Genomic DNA, 17,449 nt, shown 5'->3' with positions numbered 1-17,449 from the left:
GCCGAGAAGACCGAATCCCATTTCGCTTTCCTTCGCTTGCACGTTCGCCTGACGAAGCGCGGACGAGGTGAGATCACAGCGACCATCCCGATGAAGCGGGGATGGCGGAGGACAGAGCCGTCGATTCGGCGCCGCGGGGACACCTCGATGTGGCGGTGTGCCATCACCGGGCCAGGGACACCGGGACCCTTTTTGAAATGAGCGCGCCGAAATTGATCGCGCCAGAACTGATCGCGCGGTGCGGCCCTAGGGCGTGTCCGCCCTATCCGCGGTGCCGCCACGCCGCCTCGGCGAACGCCCACTCGTGACGGGCGCCGAGCAGGAACCGCTCGGCGAGCCGGTCCCGGTCGCGGGCCGAGCACCGGTCGCTCACCTCGTCGACCATGGTCAGGTAAGCCGCGACGTACTCCTGATAGCCGTCGCCCGGGCAGTACCGGTCGATCCAGGCGGCGTACCGGGAGCCCGGTGCCCGTCCTTGTCGCAGGTCGTCCGAGACCTGGAGATGGAACCAGGTCATGGGCAGCAGCCCGCCGATCGCGGCGGCGAACGAATCCGTGGCGACCGCGGTCATGAAGGAGGTGTGCGCGCGGCACGCCGGGTCGATCGGCGCGACGCCCTCCCCCGGTCCACCCAGGTCCCCGGGCCCCCCGGGCCCGCCCTGCGTGCCCGGTCCACCCGGCACTCCCGGCGTCCCCGGTCCGCCCTGCGGCCCCGGTCGGCCTGGATCCGCCGGTCCGCCCGGCTCCTCCGCGAGCTCGGTGAGCTCGCGGAGGAGCCGGGGAACCGACTCGAACGTCGCGTTCGCCGCCGCGCACAGCATCGCGGCATGGGCATGGCCGTCGGCGGTCGCCGCCACGCGGGCCAGCGCCCGGGCGTACGCGGGCACGACGTACCGAGCGTCCTGCTCGGCGAAGTACCGCAGCGAGGCCGTCGGTAGCGTGCCCGCGCGGACCCCGGCCCAGAACGGGTGGTCGGTGACCGCGGCGAGCACGGGCTTGGCGATCGTCGCCAGCTCGTCCCGCATCATCTCGTCATTCCCTTCCCGCGTCACGGGCTCCGTCAGCGGCCGGCCACGACCGGGCCGGCGGCCCCGGCGACCTGGGCGAGGACGTCTCCCAGCACACCGGCGGGGTCCGACCGGTCGCCGCTGCTCCGCCACGCCACGAAGGCGTCCGGCCGGACCAGGACGGCACCGCGCTCGGAGACGCCGTACGCCGCGGCCCAGTCACCGTCCACGGCGGCGTAGTCGCCGTCCGGGCCGATCCGGACCGCCCGCAGCGGCACCTCACTGCGCGCGGCGAGGGCGGCCGCCGCCTCGTGCCACCCGGCGCCCTGCGCCCCGGTGAGCAGGACGTACGAGTCGTAGAACAGGTCGATGGTGGAGATCCGTTCCTCGCCCCGGCGAAGCCAGACATGCGGGGCGCGGGTGCCGGGCTCACCGACCAGGCGCAGCGGCGCGGTCAGCACCGGCTTGGACTCCTCGGAGAGGATCGCCGAGGAACGGTACCGGTAGCCGAGCGTGATGATGATGTCGTCGACCATCTTCGCCCGGACCTGCTCGTCCGCGTGCCCGTGCCGGACCCGGTTGCGCACCATGGCCTGCTCGGCCATCGCGTTGCCGACCGCGTGCCGCTCGTCGTGGTAGGTGTCGAGCAGCTTCTCGTTGCCCCAGCCCTTCAGCGTGGCGGCGAGCTTCCACGCCAGGTTGTGCGCGTCGTGGATGCCGGTGTTCGCGCCGAACCCGCCGGCCGGCGGGTGGAGGTGGGCGGCGTCGCCGGCCAGGAAGACCCGGCCGACGCGGAAGCGCTCCGCCACGAGCTGGGCGCCCTCCCAGGGCACCTTCGCCATGATCTCGACCTGCATGTCCGGCCTGCCGGACGCCATCCGGACGATCTCGACACAGCGCTCGTCGGTGAAGTCCGCTGGCGACTCGCCCTTGTCGGGGTGGTACAGCGGGGCGGCCAGCCACGGATCCCGCCCGTGCAGCCGGGAGAGACCGATCATCGTGCCGCCGGCGGTGGCGTAGCACAGGATGAACGGCCGGTCCTGCAGGATCTTCTCCAGTTCGGGGGCGCGGAAGTAGATGCTGAGCGCGTTGAAGACGGTGCCCCGTCCGACGCGGGACACGCCCAGCATCCGGCGGACCGCGCTGCTCGCGCCGTCCGCGCCGACCACGTAACGGGCCCGGACGGTGCCGACCGTGCCGGTCCGTACGTCCTCGATCTCGGCGGTGACGCCGTCGTCGTCCTGGTCCAGGGACAGCAGGCGGCTGCCGAAGCGGACCTCCGCCCCGAACTCCCTGGCCTTCTCCGCGAGGACGACCTCGTACCGGTCCTGCCCGCAGCCCATGACGCGCTCGGGGCTGACCTCCGGGCCGTCCAGCGACGGCGCCTCCAGAACCTCGGCGTCCGCAATCTCGGAGTAGGTGTTGACCCGCAGGATCCCGCCCTCGAAGAAGGGGTGCGAGTCGCCGATCTCCAGCGCCCGCACCTCCTTGCCGAGCCCCGCCGCGCGGAACAGCTCCATCGTGCGCGCCTGCAGGCCCGGGGCCCGCGGCAGCAGGGAGGTGTCCGGCCGCTTCTCGACCAGCAGTGACCTGATGCCGTGCCGACCGAGGAAGACGGCGGTGGACAGCCCCACCGGCCCGCCGCCGACGATCAGAACCGGCACGCTCTCCTCGGCCATCAGATCCCTCCGTCCACGTTGATCGACACGCCGTTCACGAACCGCGACAGGTCGCTGGTCAGGAACGCCACGACGCCGGCGACGTCGTCCGGGGTGCCGAGCCGGCCCAGGGGGATGAGCTTCTGGTACCGCTCCAGCACCTGCGGCGGGGTGGGCTCCTCCGTCTGGATGGGCCCCGGCGCCACCACGTTCACGCGAACGCCGCGCCCGCCGAGTTCCTTGGACAGCGAGCGGGTGAGCCCGACCAGGCCCGCCTTGGTGGCGGTGTAGTGCGCGCGAAGTGGGATGCCGACCTCGGCCACCCGGGAGCCGATGAAGATGACCGACCCGCCGGAGGGGATCAGCGGCAGCGCCCGCTGCGTGACGAGGTACGGGCCGCCGAGGTTGTTGTCGACGATCCGCCGCCACTCCTCGAACGGCAGCTCGGCGAACGGTACGTGGCTGATGACGCCCGCGTTGTGCACGACCGCGTCCAGCCGTCCGAACGAGGTGCGGCAGGCCTCGACGAGCGCGTCGACCTCGGCCGGGACGCTCACGTCCGCCTTGACGAGGTGGTGCTCCCCGCCGGTCTCCTTCAGCTCCCGGGTGAGGGAGGCGACGGCCTCGCCGTCCGTCCGATAGCAGGTGACCACGTCGGCGCCCGCGCGGGCGAGGCCGAGGACGATGCCCCGCCCGACGCCGCGCGACCCGCCGGTCACCAGGACCTTCTTGCCTGACAGATTGATGTCCATCGTTCCTTCGCCGTCCGTGTGGGGTTCCGATGCGGTCACAGCAACACCGCCGCGCCCGCGAGGTTGGCGACCAGGGCGGTGATGCCGAGGCCGACCCGGATGTCGTTCCACCGCTTCCAGCTGGCCCGGGGATCGCGCTCGGGCCAGTCGTCCGGCTGGCTCGCCGGGTCCAGGCCCGTCACGTACTTGTTGATCGGGACGTTCTTGGTCACCGAGATCACCATGAGCACGCCGAGCAGCACGGCCGCGCCGATGAACAGATCGGACGCCTCCGTGCCGTCCCGCCGCCCGCCGGCCGTCACCGCCATCGCGATGTCCAGCCCGAACGCCAGGACGTTCAGGATGGGAACGAAGGGGTCGTACCGCGGCCACATGAACTTGATCAGCTCGACGTAGCGGGCGTACGGCAGGTGGAGCGCCATCGCGGCCGGCCCGATCGCGTTGCCGAGCATGACGCCGACCGCCACGCCGTTGGCGAACAGCGCCAGCGGGAGCAGCGCCGAGATCATCCCTCGGCCTGCCGGGTGGTCGCCGCCGCCACGTGGCCGGCCGCGGCCTCCTCCACCAGTCGTTTGATCCGGTCCATCTGGATCGCGGTGTTCCGGTTGAGGTGCTCGGTCATGGTGGCGTCGTCGACGGGCGCCTGCGGCTTCATGTGGAAGTCCTGCACCCAGCGCATGCGCACGCCGTCCGCGACCTCGCGGTACTCCCAGTGGATGTTCATGTGCTCGAACGGACCGGTCTCGATCCGGTGAGCGTTGACCTCACGACCGACCGGGTCGGCGGTCCGCTCGGAGACCCAGCTCCACACCTGGCCGTCCTCGTCGGGGTGCATCGTGAGCCGGAAGGTGACCGTGTCGCCGTCGCGTTTCAGGATCTCCGCGGCGGCGTACTCGCTGAACAGCGAAGGCCATGACGCGACATCGTTGGTCATGTCCCACACCAGGGCCATGGGCGCGTTGATGACGATCGCGTTGTCAGTGTGTCCTGCCATGAGTTCTTTCCTTGTCGGGCCGGTGGGCGTCCTTCGGCTGGTCAGGCCACCAGTCGGAGGTTGACGTAGTCGGTCAGGGCACGCGGCGTGGGCAACTGCTCGGTCGCGTCGTCGGGGATCACCACGCCGAGGTGGTTCTGCAGCTTCGCCGCCACCTCCAGCACGGCGAGCGAGTCGTAGCCGAGCTCCTCGAACGTGACGTCGGCGATGTCACTGTCGAGGTCGACGGACTCGGCGTCCCCCGCGCAGGTGCGCAGGATCTCTCTGAGATCGTCGAGGGTGAAGGATCCGGACTCTGCCATCTGTCACTCCGTTAGTCGGTCGCCGTCAGGACGATTGCCGCGTTGAAGCCGCCGTAGCCGCGGGCGAGCACCAGGGCGGCGCCGAGTGGCGCCTCTCTCGGCGCGTCGCGCACCAGGTCGATGTCGCAACCCGGCGCGAGTTCGGTGACGCCGACCGTGGGCGGGATGACGCCGTCGCGCATCGCGAGCAGGGCGGCGGCGACGTCCAGGGCCGCTCCACCCGCGTTGAGACGTCCGGTCATGGTCTTGGGCGCGGTGACCGGAACGCCGGCCGGACCGAAGACGGCGCTGATCGCCGCCGCCTCCTGCCGGTCGAGTTCCGGCACGCCGGCGGCGTCCGCGAAGACGACCCCGATCGCCTCGGGGGCGAGCCCGGCGTCCGTCAGGGCCAGTTCGATCGCCCGGCGCAGCCCGGGTTCGCGCGAGGATCCCGGCCGCGGGTCGAACGTCGCGGCGTAGCCGGCGATCGTCCCGTACAGCCGCGGCGCGGAACGGGCCCGTGCCTCGGCCGCGTCCTCCACGACGAGCATCGCGCCGCCCTCACCGGGGACGTAACCGGCCGCGGCGGCGTCGAAGGGCAGATACGCGCCGCCTGGATCGGCGCTCTCACTCAACCTGCCGTTGGCGTACTGCGCGGTCAGCCCATAGGGGCACAGCGACGCGTCCGTGCCGCCGGTGACCACCAGACGGGTCCCCTGCTGGACCAGCTGCCGCGCCTGCCCGGCCGCGTCCAGCGCCCCGGCCTGCTCGGCGCAGATCACCCCGCACGGGCCGCGCATCCCGTGCCGGATGGAGATCTGTCCGGTCGTCGCCGCGTAGAACCAGGCGATCGACTGGTACGCGCCGACCCATCGGGGTCCCTTCGACCACAGCCGCTCGATCTCGCGCTGACCGAACTCCGTGCCCCCGGACGAACTGGCGGTCACCACCGCCATGTCGTACTCGGGGAACGTCTGCGGGTCGGCGACCGCGTCCTCCAGCGCCCACGCCGCGGCGGTCAGACCGAGATGGGTCCAGTTGTCGGTCTGCGGGATCAGCCGGCCGGGCACGTGGTCGCGCGCGGTGAACTCCGTCACCTCTCCGGCCACCCGCACCGGATAGCCGGACGGGTCGAACCGTTCGATCGGCGCGAGGCCGCTACGTCCGTCGAGGGTCGCCGACCAGTAGGCCTCGGTCCCGAGGCCGTTCGGAGCCGTGACCCCGATCCCCGTGATGACCGCGGATCTGGTCATGCGGCCTCCTTCCTCGCCCGACCAACCCGCCCCGGCCGACCTCTCGGCGTCGGCGGAGCGACCGGAGGCACTGCGTTCATGATTCGCTCGCTGCGCTCGCTCATGTCCGGTCCCGCCTCATCACCACGGCGGTCTGGAAACCTCCGAAACCGCTTCCGACGCTGAGGACGGTGTCGATGGCGTGTTCGCGCGCGGTCAGCGGCACGTAGTCGAGATCGCACTCCGGATCGGCCTCGTGCAGGTTGGCCGTCGGCGGCACGACCTGGTGCTCGATGGCCAGCGCGCAGGCCGCCACCTCGATCGAGCCGATGGCGCCGAGCGAATGCCCGATCATCGACTTGATCGAGCTGACCGGCACCTCGTACGCGTGCCGGCCGAGGGAGCGCTTGAACGCGGCCGTCTCATGACGGTCGTTCTGCTTGGTCCCGGAACCGTGCGCGTTGATGTAGTCGATGTCGGTGGGATCCTGCCGGGCCAGGCGCAGCGCGTGCGTGATCGCCTCGGCCATCTCGCGGCCGTCGGGCTTGAGGCCGGTCATGTGGTAGGCGTTGCTGCGGTTCGCGAAGCCGGCCACCTCGGCGTAGACGTGCGCCCCGCGCCGGTGGGCGGCCTCGCGTTCCTCCAGTACGAAGACCGCCGCGCCCTCACCGAGGACGAACCCGTCCCGGCGCGCGTCGAACGGCCGGGAGGCGTGCGCCGGGTCGTCGTTGTTCGAGGAGGTCGCCTTGATCGCGTCGAAGCACGCCGAGGTGATCGGCGAGATCGGCGCGTCGGTCGCCCCGGCGATCACCACGTCGGAGCGGCCGCTGAGGATCAGGTTGCTGCCGGCGCAGACGGCGTCCAGCCCGGCCGTGCATCCGGTGGAGATCAGCGATACCGGGCCCTCGGCTCCGGCCACCCAGGCGACCTCGCACGCCATCGTGCTCGGCACCATGTGCCCGTAGAGATGAGGCACGGCGTAGGCCGGGTCGACGAGCCACCGGCGGCCGCCGTCGCTGAGGACGACGTACTCCTCCTCGAGGCCCATCGTGCAGCCGACGGCGCTGCCGATGGTGACGCCGATCCGCTCGGGCGGGATGTCGCCCTCCTCCAGGCCGCTGTCGGCCAGGGCCTCGCGGGCGCACACGACACCGAACTGCGCGGCGCGGTCCATCCGGCGGATCTCCTGCGGGCTCAGGCCCTCCGCGGCGGGATCGAAGTCGCACTCGGCGGCGATCCGCGAGCGGAAGCCGGCGGCGTCGAACAGGGTGATGGTGCGGGTCGCCGTACGGCCGGCGGTCAGCAGGTCCCAGTACGCCTTGGTGCCGATTCCGCCCGGCGCCACCACCCCCATCCCGGTGATGACGACCTGTCTGTCACTCATCCGCGCGGCCCCCGACGTCGAGCTGGGGCTGTCCGGCCCCGGACTGCGGCAGCGGCTCGGTGTCCACGTGGCCGAGGTCGGGCCGGGGCGCCAGCGGGCTGAGGTGGAAGACCGCGTGGGCCTCCTCGGTCCCGGAGTTCCAGACGCGGTGCCGCTGGCCGATGGGCACCATCAGGCCCTCGCCCGCGGACAGCTCGATGAGGGTCTCGCCCTCGATCCGCGCGGTGATCCGGCCCCGGACCACGAAGATGAACTCCTCCGAGTAGGGGTGGTAGTGCTCGGCCACGAACTCGTCGGGAGCGAGGGTCAGCGTGCCCATGAAACCGGACGTCGAGGCGACCGTCTTCGGGCTGAGGACGACCCGGATGTCGCCGCCGCGCCGGCGGTTCGGAGCCACGTCGCGGGCGGCGACCTTCACCGGAGCCGCGAGCTGCTGCGCTGAGTCACTCACCGTTCGCCTCCCAGACGTAGAAAGGAGACGCCATGGCGTCCTTGGGCTCTTTCCAGTTCGGGTCGTACGGTCGGATGTGGTGCGACAGCCGCTCGTTGATCTCCGAATAGAGCGGATGGCTGCGCGCCTTGTAGAGGCTCGGCGAGATATCGTCATCCGCCTCCACCAAGTGGAAATACAGGTCGTGGAAGCGGAACAGCGTACGTCGCGACACGCCGACCATCCGGGGCAGGTCGGTCGCGTCCGAGTCCGCGAATATTTGCGCCACGCTCTCTGCCTCGCCCGGCGCCATCCGAGCGACGATCAATGTCCGGTGCACCCCGGACCTCCTCTCGTGCTGTGCCGCCATGGTCATCCGACCGGGTCTGGTTCCGGTCGAACCTGGCTCGAAACACGCGGGGCCGCACGAGGCTCGAATGGGGGGAACGCCGAGCGCCGTTCTCAACACGTTCTCGAGCGGACGCGGTAGCGGGAAAAGCGCGGCGGCCGGGACCTCGCCGGTCCCGGCCGCCGCTTCGGCGCGTGTCGGGTCAGATCATCGGTGGTGACCGTCCGCGCAGGCAGGACCCTGGTAGGAGCCGATGTTCGGGGGCTGGTCGGCCTGCAGCCGGAAGCCGTAGAAGTCGCGGTCACCGGCGTCCGGAATCGCCACGCCCGCCCGGAAGGCCGGCGAACCGCAGGCGAGCCGGTAGCCGTCGGGTCCCTGGCCCGGACGTTTGAACAGCGGCTTGGCGGTGACCGAGTTCGTCGCGCCGGACGGCACCGATCCGATGCCGTCGTAGAGATTATGGTCATAGACTCCGGCGGAGTCGTTGATCGTCAGACCGGACGCCCCGCCGACGAATATGTTGTTCTTGAAGACATGCGGCGCGTCGCCGAAGAAGATGTTGATCAAAGAAGTGTTGTCCGCCACGTCGCTGTAGACGACATTGTTGTAGAAGGTGACGTTGCTATCCACGCTGCCAGGGCAGACGCTGATGAGCGGAATGATGAGAGAGCCCAGCGCGACGTTCCTGTCATTCTGGCTGATGTTGTAGCGCACCGTCGCGCCGTCGATGGGGTTGCCCGCGTCACCGCAGATATAGACGAACCCGCCGTGGTTGTCACTGCTGTAGTTGTACTGCAAGAGCGAGCGTGAACTCGCCGCCTCGATGCTGTAGGCGGGCGCGAACGGAGTGGCGTCGCCGTTCGTGACGCGGTTGTACTGCTCGACCGCGCCATCGGAGTTCCAGGCGTAGATGCCGCTGTGGGCGGTCGTCTCGTCCCGGGAGAAGCCGTCGACGTCGTTGCGCTCGATCAGTGGATCGACGCCGTTCTGCACCACGATCCCGGAGCCGCCGAGATCCTGGAGCCGGTTGCCCGCGACGTCGACGTGGCTCATGGGAACGAACGGGCCGACGCCGTCCGGGTGCTGCGGCCGGCGGCTCCACCGCGACGTCGTGCCGATCCCGAACCCGTGGACACGGGATACGGCGCTGTGGGAGACCTGGATGCCGTCGAAGCCGGTCGGCACGGCCGAACCGGCCGCCCTGAAGACCACGCCCCCACTGGGCTCGATCTCCGGATCCGTGCAGTCGCACCCGGTCACGTCGTGGACCGTCACGTCATCGACCACGTAGTGACCGCCGGTGCCGTAGTCCTCCAGCAGCACGTAGATCCCGGTGCGCGGGTTCCCGTCGCTCGTCACCGGATCGGAGACGTCCAGGTGGCGGATCTCCCAGCCCTGCACGTTGTGCAGGTACACGGCCGCCCGCGCGCCCGCCGCGTTGATCGCCGGCCGGGCGCCGCTGCCGTACGCGCCGACCACGATCGGGGCGGCGGAGGTCCCCGATCCCTGCGGGGCCAGCGTTCCGGCGCAGCTGGTCCCCCGGCGCAGCAGGATGGAGTCGCCGGGCTTGAACGTCGCCGTGTTGACGCGGCCCAGGGTCCGCCAGGCGGTGCCGGTCGTCGTGCCGGCGGAGGAGTCCTTACCGGCGGCGCAGTCGACGTAGTAGGTCCGGCCGCCGGACGCGCCGGGCGCGGCCAGTGCCGGCGCGCCGGTGGCGACGAGCGCGATGAGTCCGAAGACCGCGGCGGCGATCGACCGGTACGTCGGCCGGCGCGGTCCGCGGCCGGACCTCATGGGTGGCGGCTCTTGCGAGCGGCGTCTCTGGGGCATGGCGTCAACTCCGATGATCAAGCGCGGCATGAGGGTCGGCGGTGACTCGGCGCACCGAGGACCGCCTGGCATCGCGGCTGGTCATGCGGGGTTCCGCGATGTGTCGGCCAAGGTTGGACCCCCTACCTCGAGGGGCTCTCGACGCCGACTTGATCGTTTGCCCGTACCGTGCCGGCTTGATCGTTTGCCCGTACCGTCACGCCCTCCGCCACCCCGGCGCGGATCGCCCGCGGGCTACGCCATCTGCCGGGGCACCGAGAGCTGGGTGACGCTGCGCAGCATGCTCTTCTTGAAAGTCCGGACGAACCCGTCCACGGTGTCGGTGTCACGCGGGGCGTTGAGGTAGGGCTTGAGTTTCCGCTCCACCTCGCGGACGCCCGGCTGGGCGCCCATGTGCCGGGCCACCGCGTCCAGGTCTCCCTCGTATTCGATGAACCGCACCAGCAGGCCGTCCCGGATGAACACCGCGGTGGCGAGGATGCGTCCGGCCTGCCCGCCGTCGGCGCCGGGGACGACCGGGGACTTCGGCCGCTGGAAGTTCTGGAAGACCTCGGCGACCTCGTCCTCATGGCCGCTCTTGATGTCATAGGTGATCGCCACGAACGGCATTGACTCCTCCTGGTAGCTCTTTTCGCCTCAAACTCCACCGCCGGCCTCGGGGGCGGCTCGAACGCCTTGGGTCTAGCTCGACTCGAGCCGGTCGTGCGAGGTTCGGGGAAAGATGACCGGAGAGAGGGCTGACGTGACGGCATACGACGAGACCGCCCAAGTCCTGATCGTCGGCGGCGGATACGCGGGGCTGACATCGGCGCTGTTCTTGTCGCATCAGGGTGTGCGCACCGTGTTGGTGGACCGCCATCCGACCGTCTCGATCCAGGGCCGGGCGCGCGGGATCAACCAGCGGACCATGGAGATCTACCGGGCCTTCGGCGTGGAGCCGCCGATCGAGGACGCCGGACGACCGTTCGACACGGAGTCGGGAGTCGTCCGTTGCGAGCGGATCACCGGCGACTGGAACTGGGTCCTCGACGAGGAGACGCCGAGGGCGTTGCCCGACCTGACCGCCGGCCGGTTCGTGATGGCCGACCAGCGCAGCGTGGAACCCATCCTGATCGAGGCCGCCCGCCGCAACGGCGCCGAGCTGCGGTTCAACACCCAGTGCGTCTCGGCCGACGCGTACGCCGACCATGTGACGGCGGTGACCGAGGATCGGGCGACCGGCCGACGCCGCACCATCCGGGCCGACCACCTCATCGCGGCCGACGGGTACCGTGGCACGATCCGGCAGCGCCTGGGCATCCCCCATACCGGACCGGGGATCATCCAGCACTGGGTCAGCTTCGTCATCCGGGCCGACCTGTCGGAGATCGTGAAGAAGCGGGCACTGCTCTGGATCGTCGTCAACCCGGAGGTCGGCCTCGGTTCGCTGCTCACCACCTCGGTGCCCGACCAGTGGACGGTCAGCGTCACCTATGACGGAGATAAGGAGTCGGCGGCCGACTTCACCATCGAACGGTGCGCCCGGCTGGCGAAGGCGGTGATCGGCCGGGACCTGCCCGTCGAGGTGCTCGACATCGCGGCCTGGGACGAAGCGGTGGGCGTCGCGGACCACTACCGCAGCGGCCGGGTCTTCCTCACCGGGGACACCGCTCACGTATGGCCGCCGACGGGGGCGATGGGCGCCAACGCGGCGGTGCAGGACGCCCACAACCTGGCCTGGAAGCTCGCCGCCTCGATCCGCGGCTGGGCGTCCGAGAGCCTGCTCGACACCTATGAGGCGGAACGGCGCCCGGTCGCGCGGGCCCTGGCCCAGATCACCGTCCGGCGCCAGGAGACGCGGTTCGGCAGCGAACCCGGCGACGAGGACGTGGACGACACCCTGTGCACGCTCGGCCAGCGGTACCGGTCCGCGGCGTTGCTCGACGCCGGCCACGAGTCCGTCTACGGCGACTCGCTGGAGCACCGGGCACGTCCCGGGCTCCGCGCACCGCACCTGTGGCTCGACCGCGGCGGCGACCGGATCGCCGTGCACGACCTGTTCCACGACGCCTTCGTCCTGCTGACCGGATCCGACGGGAAGCCGTGGCTCGACGCGGCGCGCGATGTCGCCGGTGCCACCGGCGTTCCACTGCGGGCCTACCGCGTCGGGCCGGCGTCGGCCGGCGTCGACCTGGTCGACGTGGACGACGCCTGGCGGGACCGCTACGACGTCGGCACCGTGGGGGCGGTGCTCGTACGGCCGGACGGCTACACGGCCTGGCGGTGCGACGCACCGGCCGGCGACGCCGCCGAACCGCTGGCCGGCGCCCTGAACGCGATCCTCGGCCGGGTGGCGCACCGGTGACGGCGGTCCCCCGAGGTACGGCGGAGTCCGCGGCGTTCGGACCGCCGGGCTCCGGAGCCGTCCCGCGCCGACCGACGGCGCGACGGCTCCCGGGTGCGTACGCGAGAATTCGGCAGCGGGGACCCGCTGCCGAATTCCACGGCTGAAGAGACGACGGGGAGTCGCCCTCGTCTTCCGGTCGCGGCGACGATCGGCCGGACGGCCGCCCGGCCGATCGCCGTACGCCTCAGCGCCGCCGGTAGATCGCCACCGCCAGGGCGCCGAACCCCACCATGAGCGCCGCCGTCCAGATCAGCGAGCGGATCATGAAGTACGACGCGTCGTGGCCGAGCAGCGCCTGGGCCCGGTCGCCCACCGTCAGCGCCCGCACGGTGTCGGCCATGAGGGTGACGGGCTGGTTGTCGGCGAACCCGCGAATCCACGACGGCATCGACGAGGACGGTACGTACGCGTTCGAGACGAACGTCAGTACGAAGACGATCAACGAGACGCCGTTGGCGGCCTGGGCGTTTCCGGCGAGCAGCCCGGCCGCGATGAACACCCAGCTGAAGGCCAGCCCGAACAGCAGGCAGACGCCGAAGGCGGCGATCCCCTGCGCGACGGTCCCGTGCAGGCGGAAGCCGATGGCGAACCCGACCGCCGTCGTGACGCCGAGGCTCCAGGTGAGGACGATCACGTCGGCCAGGACTCGTCCGATCAGCACGGACGACCGCGGCATGGGCAGTGAGCGCAGCCGGTCGATGAGCCCGCTCTGCAGGTCGTCGGCCATCGCGATGGCCGTGCCGAGGGTACTGAAGAGCACCCCGGCGGCGATGAAGCCCGGGACGGCGAAGTCGACGTACGGCAATCCCTGGCTGGTTCCGATCGCGCCGCCGAACACGTAGCGGAACGCGACGAGGAACCCCGCCATCTGGACGGTGCTGAGGACGACGAGCTGGGGGGTCCGCATGAAGGTGAGCAACGCTCGTTTCGCGACGAGCAGCGTGCTCATCGGCAGGTGGCTCCCTGCCTGGCGGGTGGTGGCGAGGGCGGTCATGGTCGTCTCCTGTCCTGCGCTCACTTAACCGTCTCGCCGGCCTTGCTGCCCTCGGTGGGCGGGCTCTCCAGTTCCCGTCCGGTGAGGGCGAGGAAGACCTCGTCGAGTTTCGGCTGGCGAAGGCTGATATCGGTCAATGCGGTGCCGACGTCGTCGACCGCGCGCAACCCACTGATCAGCTGCTCGGCCGTGGCGTCCGCGCCCACGCCCACGCTCACCCGCCGGGTCGCCTCATCGATCTGCGGTTCCGTCCAGCCGAGCCGGGCCAGGGCCGCGGCCACCGCCGGCGTGTCGGCGCGGTCCCGCACGTGGACCTCGAGCACGTTGCCGCCGACACGCTGCTTGAGCTCCGACGGCGGTCCGGAGGCGACCACGCGTCCGCGGTTGATGATCACCAGGTGGCTGGCGAGACGGTCGGCCTCGTCCAGATACTGGGTCGTGAGCAGGACGTCGGTTCCCTGGGCGGCGAGATCGTCGATGTTGTCCCACAGTTCCAGCCGGGCCCGGGGGTCGAGCCCGGTGGTCGGCTCGTCGAGCAGCAGCAGGCGCGGCGCGCTCACCAGGCTCGCGCCCAGGTCGAGCTTGCGGCGCATGCCGCCGGAGTAGGTGCGCACCAGCCGGTCGCCGTCGTCCGCGAGACCGAAGCGCTCCAGGACGCGGGTGGCGTTGGCCCGCGCCTCACCGGCCCGCTGACCGAACAGCCGGGCCACGAGCTCGAGGTTCTCCCGCCCGGTCATCGCCGGTTCGACGGCGGCGTACTGGCCGGCGAGCCCGATGGCCTTACGGACCTTCCCCGGCTCACGCCGGGCGTCGTGGCCGACCACGCGCAACACGCCGTCGTCGGGACGCAGAAGCGTGGACACGCAGCGGACAAAGGTGGTCTTCCCCGCGCCGTTGGGCCCGAGCACCGCCATGACCTGGCCGGACTCGACCTCCAGGTCAAGTCCGTCGAGAGCCGTCTTGCGACGGAAGCGCTTGACCAGCCCGTGCGCCTCAATCGTCGGAGTCACAGTCGCCTCTTCTCGCGAACATCGTTTGGTAACGATCGCCATTCTGCTGGCCGATCAGTGTTCGGTCAAGCTATATCGCATTTTCGAAGGGTGTTCGACGGCATGGGAGGCTCGCGGCGGTGTGGGACGACCTCCAGCAGGGTCCGCGCCGTCCGCCCCGAGGCCGGACGGTAGTCCGGCGCCCTCGCGGCGCGGTCGTGCGCGGCCGACCGATGACCGAGCTCCTGCTCCACGCGGACGCGTCGTCGACGCGGCGTCGAGCGTCCCTCACCACGTGGGGTCGAACGTCCGTCGAGGGGCCGACCGGCCGAGCATCCGGTGACCGGTCAGGCGGTGCTGCCGCCCTGCAGCCATCGGTACTCGCTCGCCACGCGCGCCTTCAGCCGGGGCACCCGATCGGCGACCCGCAGTCGCATGCGGGTCCCCGCGGCCAGCACCGGGCCGATCACCGGCTTGGTCGCCCGGGCCTGGCGGGTGAGGCACTTGGTGTACGCCGAGCTCGCGGCGCGACCGCATCGGTGCGTCGCCGCCTCATAGTCGTTGATCGCGCTGACGACCGGCCGTCCCCGGTCGACGGCCTCGGCGAGGAGGCGACACAGGATCCCGGCGGCGCGAAAGGCGGCGTTGGCTCCCTCGCCCGCGTCCGGCACCCTGCACACCAGGGCGTCTCCCAGCAGAGTGACGTTCGTCGCCTGCCACCGTGCGACCGAATCCGAGACCAGGGCAGGGGTCACCGCCGCCGTCGCCGGATCGGTCAGCTTCACCAGCGCGCGCAGCGCGGTGTGCCACGGCCTGGTGAGACCCATCACGGCGTCGATGAGCCTGTCGCCGGCAAGGCAGGCGGGTTCGGTCCGGCTGAACCACGAGGGGACCATGAGACCCCACAGCACGTGGTCCACGGTCCGGTCGTGCGAAAGGCCCGGCCAGGTCTTGATGAGCGCCGCGTCCAGGCAGCCGACGTGCGGTTTCGGCTCCCCCATCGCGTCCCACTTGAACTCCATCGGCTGGGTCATCAGCGATGACCCGTCGCGTCCCGACACCACCGACAGGCCCTCGAGCATCTTCCCCGGGAGTACCATCGCGGCGTCGGAGAGAGGCACCTGCCCGAACACCGCGGCGGGCCCGCATTCCAGCACGCCGGCGTGCGGAAGATACTGACGCCGCACTCGCGAACGCCGGCCGTCGGCCCCGACCAGGACGTCACCGACAGCGGAGCTGCCGTCCGCGAAGAACGCGGTTACCCGCCCGCCTGGCCGTTGTTCGTAATGAGTCAGCTCTTTTCCGAAATGAACGACGTCCTCAACTCCGGTCAGCATCAGTTGGCGCAGGGTCATCGCACTCGCGTAATGCATCCCGGTCGCGGATCCGTCTCCGCTTCCCGCCGACGCCGGCAGCCGGATGCTGAGCAGCTCGTCGAGTCCATCCGAATAAACGGCGAGATGCCGGGGCGGCGCCGCGCAGGTGGCGAGAAAAGTCTGATACAGATCCGGCGGAAGGGCATCACGCAAGGCCTTGGAACCCCGTGGCCCGATCGCCAGCCGACAGCCGAAGAAGCCGTCGCCCCTGGCGGCTCCCCGCTCATAGACGGCCACGCTGAGTCCCGCTCTCTTCAGACCATGCGCGAGACAGGTGCCACTCAGACCCGCACCGATGATCAAGACATGGACTGGCCGTTCGGACACTTGGAGCACCTTCCTCACCACATCGGCCGGCACGAAGCCGCGGACCCCGCCAAGATCACCTATGTCTCCGGTCGGGTGCCCGGCATTCCGGATTACCCCGCGTCGCCCTACGGCGGGAGAATCTCTACATACGTCAACCGACGATGAACGTCTTCCGTAATTCAGATACTGTCGGTGTTTACTCTACATAACTCGCGATACATCTCGTATACCAAAGAAATCTCCAGGGGGCAAGTTTGCCCGGGTGGGCTTCGGCACGCTCGCCTTCGGCGCGTCGGGAATGCCCGTACGGCCGGTTCGGCCGGCAGACCGGAAAGCAGCAGGCCGAGCCGCCTGGCGGTCGAAGGGAACTGTCCGTGAACACCGTCCACCGCCGCGTCGCCCCGCATGCGAGCGCCGCCGCGACGGTCGAACGACCGTATGACCGTGACTACAAACTTTTCGACTCGTCAAGTCGTCGATAACATGCTTTCGACGGTTCGGGTAATGACCACGTCGCCCATGCCGCGAACAAGCGCACGACCGTCGTTTCGCGCCACCGGCCGCGGCGCGAAGAACACGGGCCCGGCCGATCCGGCCGCCCTCTCGCCGGCAGTGGCGGGCGGGGCCCTGCCCCACCGCACACCGCCGCCACGACTCGGTCGCGGACCGGGGATCGGCACCGCCCCCGCCGTTCCGTGAACCGTCCGCACACCCCGGCCGCCTCTGTCGAATCCGGTGAGCGACGGCCCGCAAACGCAGCGCAGCCGGATATATCCCCCACGGCCGATCGCGCCGGCCGGGACCCCGAGGGGACCTCCCACGCGCATTCACCCGGCACTCGCACGCCCCGGGCCCGAACCGAGACCCGATGCCGGGCCGGGCGATTCCCGCCCGCGGACCGGCACGCCGCCATCCAGGTCAGCGGCCGCCGGACCGGCCCCCGCGGCACCGCGCAACCTGACAGAAGCACTTGCTTACCGCTCGGTCTTGGCACGTCAAGACACCTGTCGACGTTTCGTCCCAACTGATCATCTTCTGCTCGTCGAACCTGACCAAAGAGCCACTTAGACCGCATCTTGAAAGCCAGAAAAAACATGCAACAATGCGTCTGTGCTAGACGCCCGGTGCAACCTGATCACCTACTCAATATGGTTATCATTCGACTACGCAGCGTGTACTTGACCGTTCACGGATTTCCCGAGGAGACGTACTCGATAGGCATGTAAGCCATGCGTAGCCCAGGCCAGCCGTAGGTGGCCTAAAAACAAATGCTGGAGACGGGGGGCACCGTGGCCCATGCAAAAGAGATCAACCGCGTCTCGAGTCTGCTTCTAGGGGCTGGAGTTATCCTGGGCCGCGCTGGCCCAGCCGGACATTTAACGTCCGAGCATCGTCTCCGGCCCCGCTAGCTCGATCTGTGAGTACCGGAAATCTCCGATGCGATCGGGGGAAGGCAAGATGGGGTTCAGCATTTTGGGA

Annotated in this window: 16 protein-coding genes; 1 reads left to right on the top strand and 15 read right to left on the bottom strand. The window is 70.2% G+C overall.

The genetic code is table 11. The annotated features are described in order from the left end of the window. Positions 1–262: 262 nt before the first annotated feature. The 12 genes from AB0L00_RS45040 to AB0L00_RS44985 all read right to left on the bottom strand — a co-directional run bounded on the left by AB0L00_RS45040 (position 263) and on the right by AB0L00_RS44985 (position 10,525). Positions 263–1,051, bottom strand: coding sequence for a TenA family transcriptional regulator (locus AB0L00_RS45040; RefSeq protein WP_364444290.1), 789 nt, complete (start codon positions 1,049–1,051; stop codon positions 263–265). An 8-nt stretch (positions 1,052–1,059) separates the two neighbouring features. Continuing rightward, positions 1,060–2,685 (bottom strand): FAD-dependent monooxygenase, encoded by a 1,626-nt coding sequence (locus AB0L00_RS45035; RefSeq protein ID WP_364444288.1) that lies wholly within the window; start codon positions 2,683–2,685, stop codon positions 1,060–1,062. Then, positions 2,685–3,416, bottom strand: a complete 732-nt coding sequence (locus AB0L00_RS45030; RefSeq protein WP_364444286.1) for an SDR family NAD(P)-dependent oxidoreductase — start codon at positions 3,414–3,416, stop codon at positions 2,685–2,687. The genes AB0L00_RS45035 and AB0L00_RS45030 overlap by 1 nt, the downstream gene beginning before the upstream one ends. A 35-nt stretch (positions 3,417–3,451) precedes the next feature. Next, entirely contained in the window at positions 3,452–3,925 is a 474-nt protein-coding gene (locus AB0L00_RS45025) for a DUF1772 domain-containing protein (RefSeq protein ID WP_345364965.1), read from the bottom strand. Further along, complete coding sequence (locus AB0L00_RS45020) at positions 3,922–4,410, bottom strand: SRPBCC family protein (RefSeq protein ID WP_364444283.1); 489 nt, start codon at positions 4,408–4,410, stop codon at positions 3,922–3,924. Before AB0L00_RS45020 ends, AB0L00_RS45025 begins: the two co-directional genes overlap by 4 nt. 41 nt (positions 4,411–4,451) lie before the next feature. Next, the gene (locus tag AB0L00_RS45015; RefSeq protein WP_345364961.1) at positions 4,452–4,712 is read right to left on the bottom strand and encodes an acyl carrier protein; all 261 of its coding nucleotides are present in this window, start codon (positions 4,710–4,712) and stop codon (positions 4,452–4,454) included. An 11-nt stretch (positions 4,713–4,723) separates the two neighbouring features. Beyond that, complete coding sequence (locus AB0L00_RS45010) at positions 4,724–5,944, bottom strand: ketosynthase chain-length factor (RefSeq protein WP_364444280.1); 1,221 nt, start codon at positions 5,942–5,944, stop codon at positions 4,724–4,726. Positions 5,945–6,044: 100 nt separating this feature from the next. Beyond that, positions 6,045–7,307: a beta-ketoacyl-[acyl-carrier-protein] synthase family protein gene (locus tag AB0L00_RS45005; protein WP_364444278.1), complete on the bottom strand. Its 1,263-nt coding sequence runs from the start codon at positions 7,305–7,307 to the stop codon at positions 6,045–6,047. Next, positions 7,300–7,758 (bottom strand): cupin domain-containing protein, encoded by a 459-nt coding sequence (locus tag AB0L00_RS45000; RefSeq protein WP_364444275.1) that lies wholly within the window; start codon positions 7,756–7,758, stop codon positions 7,300–7,302. Before AB0L00_RS45000 ends, AB0L00_RS45005 begins: the two co-directional genes overlap by 8 nt. Continuing rightward, the gene (locus tag AB0L00_RS44995; protein WP_345364953.1) at positions 7,751–8,077 is read right to left on the bottom strand and encodes a TcmI family type II polyketide cyclase; all 327 of its coding nucleotides are present in this window, start codon (positions 8,075–8,077) and stop codon (positions 7,751–7,753) included. The genes AB0L00_RS45000 and AB0L00_RS44995 overlap by 8 nt, the downstream gene beginning before the upstream one ends. A gap of 216 nt (positions 8,078–8,293) precedes the next feature. Beyond that, a complete protein-coding gene (locus AB0L00_RS44990) occupies positions 8,294–9,880 on the bottom strand; it encodes a right-handed parallel beta-helix repeat-containing protein (RefSeq protein WP_364444272.1) in 1,587 nt (528 codons plus the stop codon). Between the two features lie 270 nt (positions 9,881–10,150). After that, a complete protein-coding gene (locus AB0L00_RS44985; protein WP_345364949.1) occupies positions 10,151–10,525 on the bottom strand; it encodes a SchA/CurD-like domain-containing protein in 375 nt (124 codons plus the stop codon). Between the two features lie 133 nt (positions 10,526–10,658). On the opposite strand from AB0L00_RS44985, the gene AB0L00_RS44980 reads away from it, so the two are divergent. Next, a complete protein-coding gene (locus AB0L00_RS44980; RefSeq protein ID WP_364444269.1) occupies positions 10,659–12,260 on the top strand; it encodes an FAD-dependent monooxygenase in 1,602 nt (533 codons plus the stop codon). Between the two features lie 226 nt (positions 12,261–12,486). Here the strand turns inward: AB0L00_RS44980 and AB0L00_RS44975 are convergent, their stop codons facing one another. From AB0L00_RS44975 to AB0L00_RS44965, 3 genes are all read right to left on the bottom strand, one after another. After that, positions 12,487–13,296, bottom strand: coding sequence for an ABC transporter permease (locus AB0L00_RS44975; RefSeq protein WP_345364943.1), 810 nt, complete (start codon positions 13,294–13,296; stop codon positions 12,487–12,489). A gap of 20 nt (positions 13,297–13,316) precedes the next feature. Then, positions 13,317–14,306, bottom strand: a complete 990-nt coding sequence (locus tag AB0L00_RS44970) for an ATP-binding cassette domain-containing protein (protein WP_345364941.1) — start codon at positions 14,304–14,306, stop codon at positions 13,317–13,319. A 326-nt stretch (positions 14,307–14,632) separates the two neighbouring features. Further along, positions 14,633–16,021 (bottom strand): NAD(P)/FAD-dependent oxidoreductase, encoded by a 1,389-nt coding sequence (locus AB0L00_RS44965; RefSeq protein ID WP_364444265.1) that lies wholly within the window; start codon positions 16,019–16,021, stop codon positions 14,633–14,635. Positions 16,022–17,449 lie beyond the last annotated feature (1,428 nt).

This window comes from Actinoallomurus sp. NPDC052308 (assembly GCF_040679195.1).
Classification (GTDB): domain Bacteria; phylum Actinomycetota; class Actinomycetes; order Streptosporangiales; family Streptosporangiaceae; genus Actinoallomurus; species Actinoallomurus liliacearum.
Note: the sequence above shows the minus strand (reverse complement) of the source record. Positions and strands in the feature narration are given on the sequence as shown.